The organism is uncultured Cellulomonas sp., from assembly GCF_963527515.1.
Lineage (GTDB): Bacteria > Actinomycetota > Actinomycetes > Actinomycetales > Cellulomonadaceae > Cellulomonas.
Genome location: NZ_CAURTV010000032.1, coordinates 1 through 13,315 on the forward strand (window position 1 = coordinate 1; position 13,315 = coordinate 13,315).

Below are 13,315 nucleotides of genomic sequence, written 5' to 3' on the forward strand. Positions count from 1 at the left end.
GACCGCGGCGCGCAGCATCGTGGTCGGCGGCCGGCGGTCCGCGAGCGCCCACGCGGCCGCTGCGGGTCCCGCGACGCTCCCGAGCGCCGGATCGTGAGCATCGTCACTGGACGGCCCCGACGGCGCGGCGCGCCCGTCCGCGACGGCGGCGGGAGTCGGCTCGGTCACGCCTCACGGTACCTCGCAGCAGTGGCCCGCCCTGACCCGCGCATCGCGGTGAACACGCGCCAGAACCGTGCTGACCTGGGCGACCACCGTGCCTGCGCGTCACCGGATGGTGGGCCCGCATTCACGCACGCCTCCTGCGCTCGCGGGCGGAGTGCGGTTGTATGGCAGCAGGGTGCGGCCGCGCGGGAAGGACGAAGGTCCTCCGGCGGTGAAGGTGCCTGACGCAAGGCTGACACCGGGCCGGCCTGACCGCCGGAACGACGACTGGGGAGCGCGCATGACCACGATGACGTCGGCACCGAACACCTGGCAGACGGGCAGCGGCGAGGCGATCGACGCCGAGACCGTGGCTCGCATCGACAAGTGGTGGCGAGCCGCGAACTACCTCTCGGTGGGCCAGATCTACCTCCTGGACAACCCCCTGCTGCGCGAGCCCCTGACGCGGGACCACGTCAAGCCGCGGCTGCTCGGCCACTGGGGCACCACCCCGGGGCTGACGTTCCTGTACGCGCACCTCAACCGCGCGATCGCGGAGCGCAACCAGTCGACCATCTACATCACCGGCCCCGGCCACGGCGGACCCGGCCTGGTCGCCGCCGCGTACCTGGACGGCACCTACTCGGAGTACTACTCGGACATCACCGAGGACGCCGAGGGCGTGCACCGGCTGTTCCGGCAGTTCTCGTTCCCCGGCGGCATCCCGAGCCACGTCGCCCCCGAGACCCCCGGGTCGATCCACGAAGGCGGCGAGCTGGGCTACGCGCTGAGCCACGCCTACGGAGCCGCGTTCGACAACCCCGACCTGCTGGTCGCCACCGTCATCGGCGACGGGGAGGCGGAGACCGGCCCGCTGGCCACCAGCTGGCACTCGAACAAGTTCGTCAACGTCGAGAACGACGGGGTCGTCCTGCCGATCCTGCACCTCAACGGCTACAAGATCGCCAACCCGACGGTGCTCGCGCGCATCCCCGAGGACGAGCTGGCCTCGCTCATGGTCGGGTACGGGCACAAGCCGCACATGTTCGTCGCCGGGTTCGACGACGAGTCGCACGAGGACATCCACCGCCGGTTCGCGACCCTCCTGGACGAGGTGCTCGACGAGATCGCGGAGATCAAGCGCAGCGCGCACGCGGGCAACGAGCAGCGCCCGCAGTGGCCGATGATCGTCTTCCGCACGCCCAAGGGCTGGACCGGGCCGGCCTCCATCGACGGCAAGAAGACCACCGGCTCGTGGCGCGCGCACCAGGTGCCGCTGGCCAACGCGCGGGACACCCCGGAGCACCTCGACGTGCTGCGGCAGTGGCTCGAGTCGTACGGCGTCGACGAGCTGTTCGACGAGACCGGCCGCCTGCACGACGACATCCGCTCGCTGGCCCCAGCGGGGCCGCTGCGCATGAGCGACAACCCGCACGCCAACGGCGGTCTGCTGCTCAAGGACCTGCGCCTGCCGGACTTCCGCGACTACGCGGTCGACGTGCCGGTGCCGGGCGGCTCGATGAGCGAGGCGCCGCGCGTGCTGGGTGACTGGCTGACGGACGTCATCCGGCTCAACCCGCACAACTTCCGGATCTTCGGGCCGGACGAGACCGCGTCGAACCGCCTGCAGTCGGTGTTCGCCACGACCGACAAGCAGTGGAACGCGGAGTTCTTCGGCGGCGACGTCGACGAGCACCTGTCCCGGGCCGGGCGCGTGCTGGAGATGCTCAGCGAGCACCAGTGCCAGGGCTGGCTCGAGGGCTACCTGCTGACCGGCCGGCACGGGCTGTTCAACTGCTACGAGGCGTTCATCCACATCATCGACTCGATGTTCAACCAGCACGCCAAGTGGCTGAAGGTCACCGACGACATCCCGTGGCGCCGGCCGATCGCGAGCCTGAACTACCTGCTGTCCAGCCACGTCTGGCGCCAGGACCACAACGGCTTCAGCCACCAGGACCCCGGCTTCATCGACCACGTGGTGAACAAGAAGTCGGACGTCATCCGGGTGTACCTGCCGCCGGACGCCAACACGCTGCTGTCCACGTACGACCACTGCCTGCGCAGCCGGCAGTACGTCAACGTGGTGGTCGCCGGCAAGCAGCCGGCCCCGAACTTCCTGACGATGGACCAGGCCGTGGCGCACTGCACGCGCGGGCTGGGCATCTGGGACTGGGCGGGGTCGGAGGTGCCGGGCCAGCAGCCCGACGTCGTCCTCGGCTGCGCCGGTGACGTCCCGACCCTGGAGGTGCTGGCGGCGGCGGACATCCTGCGTCGCGAGCTGCCCGATCTCAAGGTCCGCGTCATCAACGTCGTCGACCTCATGCGCCTGCAGGACGCCCGCGAGCACCCGCACGGTCTGTCCGATGCCCAGTTCGACGGCCTGTTCACGGAGGACCGTCCGGTGATCTTTGCGTACCACGGGTACCCGTGGCTCATCCACCGCCTGACGTACCGCCGCCACGGCCACAGCAACATCCACGTGCGCGGCTACAAGGAGGAGGGCACGACGACGACGCCCTTCGACATGGTCATGCTCAACGACCTCGACCGGTTCCACCTGGTCATCGACGTCATCGACAACGTGCCGTCGCTGCGCAGCACGCAGGCGAACCTGCGCCAGAAGATGGTCGACGCCCGCCTGGACGCCCGGGAGTACACCCGCGCGCACGGCGACGACCTGCCCGAGGTGCGCGACTGGGTCTGGCCGGACGCGCAGGACCAGTCGGACTCGGGCCAGGTGGCCGCCACGCTGTCCACCGGCGGCGACAACGAGTAGTCCGCTCCCGTCCGCCCAGGCATCACCCCTCTCCGTGGGGCGGGCGCCGCTGCCCGCCCCACGGTCCCGCACCACCCGTTCAGGAGAAGCCCCCGTGGCCCGCAGCATCTACGTCACCTCCCCCGAGGGGGACTCCGGCAAGTCCATGGTCGCGCTCGGCCTCGTGGACCTGCTGGCACGCACCGTCCAGCGCGTCGGGGTGTTCCGCCCGGTCGCCCGCTCCACGGACGTCCGCGACTACGTGCTCGAGCTGCTGCTGCACCACGACGGCGTCGACCTCGAGTACGACGAGTGCGTCGGCGTGACCTACCAGGACGTCCTCGACGACCCCGAGCAGGCGCTCTCGCAGATCGTGTCCCGGTACCACGACGTCGAGCGGCGCTGCGACGCCGTCGTGGTGGTCGGCACCGACTACACCGATGTCGCCGGTCCCACCGAGCTGGCCTACAACGCCCGGATCGCCGCCAACCTCGGCGCCCCGGTGGTGCTCGTCATCAACGGCGGCCACCGCAAGCCCGCCGTGATCGCGCAGGTGGCCGACGTCGTGGTCACCGAGATGCACGCCAACCACGCCCAGGTGGTGGCGGTCGTGGCCAACCGGTGCGCGCCCGGCTCGGTGAGCGGAGTCCGCGACGCCCTGCGGGCCGGCACCGGGCTGCCCGCGTGGGCGGTGCCCGAGAACCCCCTGCTCACCGCCCCGACGGTCCGGCAGCTCTCCGACGCGGTCCGCGGGACCCTCATCGCCGGCGACGAGTCCCTGCTCTCGCGCGAGGTGCTCGACGTGATCGTGGGCGCGATGTCCACCGAGCACCTGCTGGACAAGCTCACCGACGGCGCCGTCGTCATCACCCCCGGAGACCGGGCCGACGTGCTGCTCGGTCTGCTCATGGCCAACCAGGCCGAGGGGTTCCCGTCCCTGGCCGGCGTCATCCTCAACGGCGGGTTCCGGCCCGCGCCGCTGATCGCCCGGCTGATCAACGGGCTCGGCAGCAGGCTGCCCATCCTGTCCACCGAGCTGGGCACCTTCCGCTCGGCGAGTGCCGTGGCGGACACGCACGGGCGCCTCACCGCCGACTCCCAGCGGAAGATCGACACCGCGCTGTCCCTGTTCGAGCAGCACGTGGACGGCTCCGCACTCCTGGCAGCGCTCGACGTGGAGCGGCCCGAGGTGGTCACACCGCTGATGTTCGAGTTCACGCTCCTGGACCGCGCCCGCTCGGACCGCCAGCACGTGGTGCTGCCCGAGGGGAGCGACGACCGCATCCTGCGCGCGGCGTCCACCCTGCTGCAGCGCGGCGTCGCGCAGATCACGATCCTCGGCGAGGAGCCGGCGATCCGGGCCCGGGCCACCGAGCTCGGCCTGGACCTGGACGCGGCCGCGATCATCGACCCGCACGACCCGGTGCTGCTGCAGAAGTTCGCCGAGGCGTACACGGAGATGCGCAAGCACAAGGGGATGACGGTCGAGCGGGCGCGGGAGATCGTCTCGTCGGTCTCGTACTTCGGCACGATGATGGTCCAGCTCGGGCTGGCGGACGGCATGGTCTCCGGTGCCGCGCACACCACGGCGCACACCATCAAGCCGTCGTTCGAGATCATCAAGACGGCGCCGGGCGTGTCCAGCGTGTCCAGCGCGTTCCTGATGTGCCTCGAGGACCGCGTGCTGGTGTACGCCGACTGCGCGGTCATCCCGGACCCGACGGCCGAGCAGCTGGCCGACATCGCGATCTCGTCGGCGGGCACCGCGGTGCAGTTCGGCATCGAGCCGCGCATCGCGATGCTGTCCTACTCGACCGGCGAGTCGGGCACCGGTGCGGACGTGGAGAAGGTGCGCACCGCGACGGCCCTGGTCCGCGAGCGCCGGCCGGACCTGTCCGTCGAGGGCCCGATCCAGTACGACGCGGCCGTGGACGCCTCGGTGGCCAAGACCAAGATGCCGGACTCCGCCGTGGCCGGTCGCGCGACGGTCTTCGTCTTCCCCGACCTCAACACGGGCAACAACACCTACAAGGCGGTGCAGCGCTCGGCGGGCGCCGTCGCCATCGGCCCCGTCCTGCAGGGTCTGCGCAAGCCGGTCAACGACCTGTCGCGCGGCGCCCTGGTGCAGGACATCGTGAACACCGTGGCGATCACGGCCATCCAGGCGCAGACGGAGACCCCCGCATGAACCCGATCACCCGACCCGACCCCCACCTGGCCCACGGCGCGCACGGCAGCGTGCTGGTCGTGAACTCGGGCTCGTCGTCCATCAAGTACCAGCTGGTCAACCCGGTCGGCGGCGAGGCGATCGCGTCCGGGCTCGTCGAGCGCATCGGCGAGAGCGAGGGCCTGGTCAAGCACACGTACGGCGGCAACACGACCCAGCGCACCGACCCGGTGCCCGACCACGACGCCGGCCTGCGCGCGGTCCTCGCGCTCTTCGCGGAGGTCGGCCCCGACCTGACCGAGGCGCACGTGGTCGCTGTCGGCCACCGCGTGGTGCAGGGCGGCTCCGTGTTCGGGTCCCCCGTGATCGTCGACGACGACGTGGTCGCGCAGATCGACGCCCTGTCCCCGCTGGCGCCGTTGCACACCCCGCCCAACCTCACCGGCATCAAGGTCGCGCGCGAGCTGCTGCCCGACGTGCCGCACGTCGTGGTGTTCGACACCGCGTTCTTCCGGACGCTGCCCGAGGCGGCCGCCACGTACGCGATCGACCGCGCGGTGGCCAAGGCGCACGACGTGCGTCGGTACGGGTTCCACGGCACGTCGCACCAGTACGTGTCCGGCAAGGTCGCGCGGGTGCTCGGCCGCCGGCTGGAGGAGATCAACCAGATCGTCCTGCACCTGGGCAACGGCGCGTCGGCGTCGGCGGTCCGCGGGGGCGTCGCGGTGGAGACCTCCATGGGCATGACGCCGCTCGAGGGCCTGGTCATGGGCACCCGGTCCGGCGACGTGGACCCCGCGGTGCTCATCCACCTGCAGCGCAACGCCGGCATGTCCCTCGACGACATCGACGACCTGCTCAACCGCCGGTCCGGCCTCAAGGGCCTGGCCGGCGAGAACGACTTCCGCGAGCTGCACAAGCTGGTCGAGGCCGGCGACGAGGACGCCATCCTCGCGCTCGACGTGTACGTGCACCGGCTGCGCAAGTACATCGGCGCGTACCACGCGGTGCTCGGCCGGGTCGACGTCATCGTGTTCACCGCGGGCGTCGGCGAGAACGACGACATCGTGCGCGCCCGCGCCCTCGAGGGGCTCGAGGCGATGGGCATCGCGGTCGACCTGGAGCGCAACGCCGGCCGCATCAAGGAGCCGACGATCATCTCCCCCGACTGGGCCAGCACGCTGGTCATGGTGGTGCCGACCAACGAGGAGCTGGCCATCGCCCGCCAGGCGGTCGCGACGGTCGAGGCTGCCGGCTACGAGGGCAGCAGCGACGAGTCCGACCCCGCCCCGGCCGCGACGGGCCACGCCTGACGCGACTGCGCCGCTCACGGCGTCGAGAAAGCCTTGAGTGACGTGACGGAGCCCGCCGACGTCACTCAGGGCTTGCTCGTCGCGCCGGCCGCAGGGACGGGCGTCGTCACTCAGGGCAGGCGGAGGGTCTTCATCGCCCTCAGGACCTCGGTGTAGAACCGGGGCCACGTCTCCGGGCCCAGGTCGAACATCCGGTGCAGCCCGACGCCGGGTCCGCCCAGCACGCCGTGGACCCCGTGCTGGACCGCGACGGTCTGCACGCGGGTGGTCGCCCAGAGGCCTTCGCGCCCGTGGCGGCTGCCGATGCCGGAGGACCCGATCCCGCCCTGCGGCGCCCCGACCGAGCCCCACGTCGCGACGTAGCCCTCGTTGACGTTGACGGTCCCTGCCCGGACGCGCCGTGCCAGAGCCGCACCGCGCCGGGTGTCCGCGGTCCAGATGCTCGCGTTGAGCCCGAACTCGCTGTCGTTCATCGCCGCGACTGCCTCGTCGTCGGAGGCCACGCGCCAGATCGACACCACCGGGCCGAAGGTCTCCTCGCGCACCAGCCGGGCCTCGTCGGGCACGTCGGCCAGGATCGTCGGCTCGTAGAACCACGGGCCGACGTCCGGGCGCTGCTCGCCACCGGCCAGCACGGTCGCCCCGTGCCCGACGGCGTCCTCGACGTGCTCGACGACGGTGGCCAGCTGCGCCGCCGAGGTCAGTGAGCCGACGTCGGAGCGGTAGTCGAGCCCCGACCCCAGCCGCAGGGCCTTGGTGCGCCGGACGAAGGAAGCGGTGAACGCGTCCGCGACGTCCTCGTGCACGTAGATCCGCTCGATGCTCACGCAGACCTGGCCGGCCCCGACGAAGCACGCGCGCACCGCGCCCTCGGCGGCGACCTCGACGTCCACGTCGTCGGCGACGTACATCGGGTTCTTGCCGCCCAGCTCCAGGGTGGCCGGCACGAGCAGCTCCCCCGCCTGCGCGGCGACGACCCGCCCCGTGCGGGTGGACCCGGTGAAGCTCACGTAGTCGACGTGGCGCACCACCGCGGCGCCGACCGTGGGACCGTCGCCGACGACCACCTGGAGCAGCCCGTCGGGCAGCCCGGCCGCCTCCAGCAGCTCCGCCGCCCACAGCGAGGTGAGCGCGGTCTGCGGGTCGGGCCGCAGGAGGACGGCGTTCCCGGCCACCAGGGCGGGCAGCACGTCACCGAGCGTGAGCACCAGCGGGAAGTTCCAGGGCGCGATGATCCCGACGACGCCGACCGGGTGCCGCAGCACGCGCGTCGTCGTGAGGCCGGGCAGGAGGCCGGGGACGCGGCGCTCGGCGAGGTAGCGACCGGCGCGCGCGGCGTAGTGCCGGGCCACCAGGGCGATGTCGGCGACCTCCTCGAACGCCGCTGCCCGCGCCTTGCCGGACTCCAGCTGGATGAGGTCCAGGACGTCGCTCTGCCGCTCGAGCACGAGGTCGTGCACCCGAGACAGCACGGCGGTGCGGTCCCGCAGCGGACGCGCCGCCCACAGCCGCTGTGCCGCGCGAGCGTCCCTCGCGGCGCGCGCGACGTCGTCCGGGGTGGACAGTGGGATCGCGGCGATCGGCCCGCCCGTGAACGGCGCGTACGAGGTGGACGTCGCCGCACCGGGCGAGGCGACGACACGCCTCAGCAGGGGGCGGACGTCGTCCGGCTCGAGCACGTACGTCGCGAGCGGGTCGGTCTCAGGGTCGTGGAGCTCCATGTGTCCCGGGTCGTGCGCCATACCGGCGACAGTACGCGCGGCCCGGGACAGCACGGCCCGCTACACGCCCAAGGTCTCCCGCGCGTCCTCGTGCAGGAGTGCGACCACGGCAGACCTGCCCTCGGCGGCCGACCCGGCCGCGAGCGCCGCGGCGGCCATCGTGGCGCACTCGGCGGACGTGTGGTGCCGCAGGGCGTACCGGACCGCGGGGATCGCGCCGACCGACATCGACAGGCTCGTCACACCCATCCCGACCAGCACGAGCGCGAGCAACGGGTCCGACGCCGACTCGCCGCACACGCCGACCGGCTTGCGCGCCTGCAGCCCCGCCCGCGCGGTGGTGTCGACCAGGTCGAGCACCGCGGGCTGCCACGGGTCGAGCAGGTCGGCCAGCTCGCCGCGCAGCCGGTCGGTCGCCATCGTGTACTGCGCGAGGTCGTTGGTGCCCACGGAGACGAAGTCCACCTCCGCGAGGATCTCCTGGGCGCGCAGGGCGGCGGCCGGCACCTCGATCATCACGCCGACGAGAGTGAGCCCGGCCGCGCGGGCCCGCGTCGCGAACGCCCGAGCCTCGGCGGGCGTGGTCACCATCGGAGCCATGACCCACGGCGTGGTGCCGGTTGCGGCCTGCGCCTCGGCGAGGGCGGCGAGCTGGGTGTCGAGCAGCTCGGGGTGCGAGCGGACCAGGCGGTAGCCGCGGACGCCGAGCGCGGGGTTCTCCTCGCCGGACTGCGTCACGAAGGGCAGCGGCTTGTCGGCGCCGGCGTCGAGGGTGCGCACGACGACCTTCCCGCCCTCGAACGCGCGCAGCACCTGGCCGTACACGCTCGCCTGCTCGGCGTGGGAGGGGGCGCTCGCCCGGCCCAGGTAGAGCACCTCGGTCCGGAACAGTCCCACGCCCTCGGTCGGCAGGAGGCTCACCCGCTCGGCGTCCTTCGCGGTGCCGATGTTGGCCATGAGCTTCACCGCGTGGCCGTCGGCCGTCGCCCCGGGGCCGGTGTCGGACTCCAGCGCCACGGCCGCCGCCCGGCGCGCGCGTGCCTGCTCGCGGATGTCCGGACCCGGGTCGAGCGTGACGGTCCCCGCGACCGCGTCGACCGCGACCTGCGCCCCGGGCGCGAGGTCCATGGCGCCGGTCGTCCGCACGACGCACGGGATGCCGAGCTGCCCGGCGATGATCGCGGTGTGGCCGGTCGGCCCACCGCGCTCCGTGACGATCGCCAGGACCAGCCGCACGTCGAGCGTCGCCGTGTCGGCCGGCGCCAGGTCGGCGGCCACCACGACGCTCGGCTCGCTCAGCGGGGGGACGCCCGGCTCGTCGAGGCCGAGCAGGACGGCGACCACGCGGTCACGCACGCTGCGCAGGTCGGTCACCCGCTCGGCGAGCGCGCCGCCCGCGGCCGTGAACATGTCGACGAACCGCGCGATCGCGCGGTCGACGGCCTCGGCAGGCGTCTCCCCCGCGGCCACGCGCTGCCGAGCCTCGGAGCGCAGCGCGGGGTCGGCGGCCATCTGCGCGGTCGCGGCGAGAACCTCGGCCAGTGCACCGGTCGCCGCGGCCGCACGGTCCCCGAGCGAGGCGGCCACCTGGTCGAACGCGGCCTCCAGCTGCTCCGGGTCGCCGCCGCCACCGCCGGGGATCACCGGCGACGGGTAGGCCTTGGCCACCGGCCCGACGACAAGCCCGCGCCCGACGCCCACCCCCACCAGCGTGCGGTGGCCCGCGTCGACGCTCACGCGTCGGCGTCCAGGTCCGTGGACAGCAGGCCCACGAGGGAGTCCAGCACGTCGTCGGCCTCGGGGCCGTCGGCGGCCAGGACGACCTCCTCGCCGTGCCCGGCGGACAACGTCATGACCATCAGCATGCTGGCCGCGTTGACGGGCAGCCCGCCCGGCTTCGCGATGGTGACGGGGATGCCCGCGGCGCCGGCGGCCTGCGCGAACAGGGAGGCGGGGCGCGCGTGCAGGCCCTGGGCGGAGGCGATCGCGACGGTGCGTTCGGTCATGGCAGGTTCTCCTTGGATCAGCAGTGCGAGCAGGGCGCGAGGTCTCAGGCGAGACCGGCGGGGGCGGTCCGGAACAGGTCGGCGGGGTGGAGCGACGGGTCGGGCTCGGCGACGACCTGCACGGCGGCGAGGTCGAGGTCGTCGGGCCCGGGGATCGCGCTGCCCGGCAGTCCCACGGCCGCGCGCCCCCAGGCGACGGCGGCGCGCAGGCGCTCGAGCGGCTCGCCGTCCGTGGCGAGGAAGCCGGCGAGCGTGCAGTCGCCCGCGCCCACGGTGCTGCGGGGCACGATCGGCGAGCCGCCGGCCCACCAGCTCTGCGTCGGGGTGACGAGCAGCGCGCCGTCGGCCCCGAGCGACACGAGAGCACTGTCGTGGCGGCGGGCGAGCACCGAGCGCGCGCCCGCGACGATCTCGCCGACCGTGGTCGGGGACGTGCCGAGCACGTCGCAGAGCTCGTCGAGGTTCGGCTTGAGCAGCGCGGTGCCGCCGGCGCGGACGGTCGCCTCCAGCGCGGGGCCGGAGGCGTCGACCGCGACGGGGATGGCCCGGGCGGCGGCCGCGGCGACGAGCCGGGGATAGAGGTCCGCGCCCGCACCGCGCGGCACGCTGCCGGCGAGCACCAGCCACGAACCGGCGGTGCCTGCGGCTCCGGCGCCGTCCAGCTCACGCTCGACGGCGGCCACGAGTGCCGCGGCCTCGTCGTCGTCGAGCGTCGGACCGGCCGCGTTGACCTTGGTGGTCACGCCACGGGCGTCGACGATCGCGACGTTGCTGCGCGTGGCGCCGCGCACCGGGACAGCCCGGGCGGGGACGCCCAGCCCGCCCAGCAGGTCGACCAGCTCGGCGCCGTCGGCCCCGCCGACCGGCAGGACCGCGCGCGTGGGGATGCCGTGCCGGGACAGTGCCCGGGAGACGTTGATGCCCTTGCCGCCGGCGTGCACGTGCGTGCCGTGCGCCCGGATGACCTCGCCGACCGCGAGGACGTCGACGTCGAAGGTCCGGTCGAGGCTCGGGTTGGGGGTGACCGTGATGATCAAGGTGTGCTCCGTCGAAGTGGTGGTCGAGGGTGCCTGGGCCCCGGCAGGTCGTGCCCACGCCGGGGCCCAGGCCGTCAGTCGGTGCTCACGTGTTCACCCGCTGGACGATGTCGTACAGCTCGTCCGCGGTCGTCGCGTCCAGGACGCGGCGGACCTCGTCCTCGTCGGCGAAGATCACGGCGATCTTGCCGAGGATGCCGAGGTGCTCGTCGTTGACCCCGGCGATGCCGACGACCACGCGGACGGGGTTGCCGCCCCAGTCGATCGGCTCGTCGTAGCGGATCAGGCAGAGCGCGGACCGGACGATCGACTCCTTGGCCGCGTTCGTGCCGTGCGGGATGGCGAGCGAGTTGCCCATGTAGGTGGACACCGTGCTCTCTCGCTCGGCCATCGCCTCGACGTACCGCGCCGTGACCGCCCCGGAGGACGCGAGCAGCTCGCCCGCCTCGCGGATCGCCTCGTCGCGGGTGGTGGCCCGCCCGGAGGCGACCACGAGGTCCCGCGTCAGGATGTCGCTCACGAGGTTGCTCCGTCCCCGGCGGCACCCTCCTTGGCCTCCTGCACGACGCTGTCGTACACGGGGCTGTTCATGAAGTTGTCCACCGAGACGTGCCGGGAGTGCGGCGCCCGCTGGCGCGCCCGGTCCGTGAGCTCGCGCTGGCTGATGACCAGGTCGGCGTCGTCAGTGAGGTTGGCGACGGCCTTGTTGACCACCGTGACGCCCTCGACACCGGCCTTGCGGAGCTTGTCCCGCAGGACGCTGGCGCCCATCGCGCTCGACCCCATGCCGGCGTCGCACGCGAAGATGATGGTGCGCAGCGGGCGGACGGCCGTGGCCGTCGCCGTGCCACCGGCGGCCGCGGCGGTGGCCGTCGCGTCCCCGGTCAGCGCGCTCAGTGCCGCGCTGCTCTTGCCCTTGTTGGCCTCGGTCTGCGCGACCGCGGCAGCCAGGTCGCCGCTCTCACCGCGTGCGAGGTCACGCTTGCGCGTGGCCCGCAGGATCACCGCGGCGACGAGGAACGACACCGCTGCGGAGAGCACCACCGAGGCAAGGACACCCAGGTGGCTGCCCCGGGCGGTCTGGGCGAGGACGGCGAAGATGCTGCCCGGTGCCGCCGGGGCGACCAGCCCGCTGCCGAACACGACGTTCGTCGCGATGCCGGTCATGCCGCCCGCGATCGCGGCGATGATGAGGGCCGGCTTCATGAGGACGAACGGGAAGTACACCTCGTGGATGCCGCCGAAGAACTGGACGATGATCGCGCCCGGCGCCGTGGACCGCGCCGCGCCGACGCCCAGCAGGGTGTACGCGAGCAGGATGCCCAGGCCCGGGCCGGGGTTCGCCTCGACCAGGTAGAGCAGCGACCTGCCGTCGGTGATCGTCTGCTGCGCACCGAGGGGCACCAGCACACCGTTGCCGATCGCGTTGTTGAGGAACAGCACCTTGGCCGGCTCCACGATGACGCTCATGAGCGGCAGGATGCCGTTGTCGGCCAGGAAGCCGACGACGTCCCCGAGCCAGTCGCTGATCTGGGTCACCACGGGGGCGATCCCGAAGAAGGCGACGACGGACAGCGCGGCGCCGACGATGCCGGCCGAGAACATGTTGACGAGCATCTCGAACCCGGGCCTGATCTTGCCGTCCCAGATCGAGTCGATCTTCATCATGATCCACGCGGACAGCGGGCCCAGGATCATGGCGCCGAGGAACATCGGCACCGTGCTGCCCACGATGATGCCGACCGTCGCGATCGACGCGACGACGCCACCACGCTCGCCGTAGACCATGCGGCCGCCGGTGTTCGCGATGAGCAGCGGGAGCAGGTAGGTCACCATCGGACCGACCAGCCCGAGGTACTGATGGAACGTGGTGCCGTCCTTCGCCTCGACCAGCTGCGTCGCCGCACCCGCCCAGGCGCCGGGCAGGTCGGCGTTGCCGAACCCACCCAGGATGCCGTTCGGCAGCCAGCCGACGGCGATGAAGAGTGCCGTGATCAGGCCCCATGCCAGGAAGGCCGGCAGGTTGGGCATGATCATGCCGGTCAGGAAAGCACCGAACTTCTGGACCCGTACCTGAGCCGACTTGCCTCGGGACACGGGAGGACTACCTGCTGTTGCGGTGGCCATGTCGGCTCACCCTCCGCTCTGTGATCGTCGTTGATCTGATGG

The 13,315-nt window shown here is 72.7% G+C and carries 9 protein-coding genes; 3 read left to right on the top strand and 6 right to left on the bottom strand.

Going from position 1 to position 13,315, the window contains the following annotated elements; all coding sequences use genetic code 11:
* The first annotated feature begins 445 nt into the window (after positions 1-445).
* The 3 genes from RYN42_RS09880 to RYN42_RS09890 all read left to right on the top strand — a co-directional run bounded on the left by RYN42_RS09880 (position 446) and on the right by RYN42_RS09890 (position 6,382).
* Positions 446-2,923 carry a phosphoketolase family protein gene (locus RYN42_RS09880; protein WP_315095621.1) on the top strand — a complete coding sequence of 826 codons (2,478 nt, stop codon included), beginning with the start codon at positions 446-448 and terminating at the stop codon, positions 2,921-2,923.
* Between the two features lie 94 nt (positions 2,924-3,017).
* A complete protein-coding gene (gene pta, locus RYN42_RS09885) occupies positions 3,018-5,090 on the top strand; it encodes a phosphate acetyltransferase (RefSeq protein WP_315095623.1) in 2,073 nt (690 codons plus the stop codon).
* Positions 5,087-6,382, top strand: a complete 1,296-nt coding sequence (locus RYN42_RS09890; protein WP_315095625.1) for an acetate kinase — start codon at positions 5,087-5,089, stop codon at positions 6,380-6,382. The genes pta and RYN42_RS09890 overlap by 4 nt, the downstream gene beginning before the upstream one ends.
* A 110-nt stretch (positions 6,383-6,492) precedes the next feature.
* Here RYN42_RS09890 and RYN42_RS09895 read toward each other — a convergent pair whose 3' ends face one another.
* The 6 genes from RYN42_RS09895 to RYN42_RS09920 form a co-directional block, all read right to left on the bottom strand.
* Positions 6,493-8,124, bottom strand: a complete 1,632-nt coding sequence (locus RYN42_RS09895) for a succinic semialdehyde dehydrogenase (protein ID WP_315095627.1) — start codon at positions 8,122-8,124, stop codon at positions 6,493-6,495.
* A 39-nt stretch (positions 8,125-8,163) separates the two neighbouring features.
* A complete protein-coding gene (gene ptsP / locus RYN42_RS09900; RefSeq protein ID WP_315095629.1) occupies positions 8,164-9,840 on the bottom strand; it encodes a phosphoenolpyruvate--protein phosphotransferase in 1,677 nt (558 codons plus the stop codon).
* On the bottom strand, positions 9,837-10,109 hold the full coding sequence (locus RYN42_RS09905; RefSeq protein WP_315095631.1) for an HPr family phosphocarrier protein: 273 nt from the start codon (positions 10,107-10,109) through the stop codon (positions 9,837-9,839). The genes ptsP and RYN42_RS09905 overlap by 4 nt, the downstream gene beginning before the upstream one ends.
* A gap of 44 nt (positions 10,110-10,153) precedes the next feature.
* A complete protein-coding gene (locus tag RYN42_RS09910; protein ID WP_315095633.1) occupies positions 10,154-11,146 on the bottom strand; it encodes a 1-phosphofructokinase family hexose kinase in 993 nt (330 codons plus the stop codon).
* An 85-nt stretch (positions 11,147-11,231) separates the two neighbouring features.
* Positions 11,232-11,666 carry a PTS sugar transporter subunit IIA gene (locus RYN42_RS09915; RefSeq protein ID WP_315095635.1) on the bottom strand — a complete coding sequence of 145 codons (435 nt, stop codon included), beginning with the start codon at positions 11,664-11,666 and terminating at the stop codon, positions 11,232-11,234.
* Positions 11,663-13,273, bottom strand: a complete 1,611-nt coding sequence (locus RYN42_RS09920) for a PTS mannitol transporter subunit IICB (protein WP_315095637.1) — start codon at positions 13,271-13,273, stop codon at positions 11,663-11,665. Before RYN42_RS09920 ends, RYN42_RS09915 begins: the two co-directional genes overlap by 4 nt.
* Between the last annotated feature and the right edge of the window lie 42 nt (positions 13,274-13,315).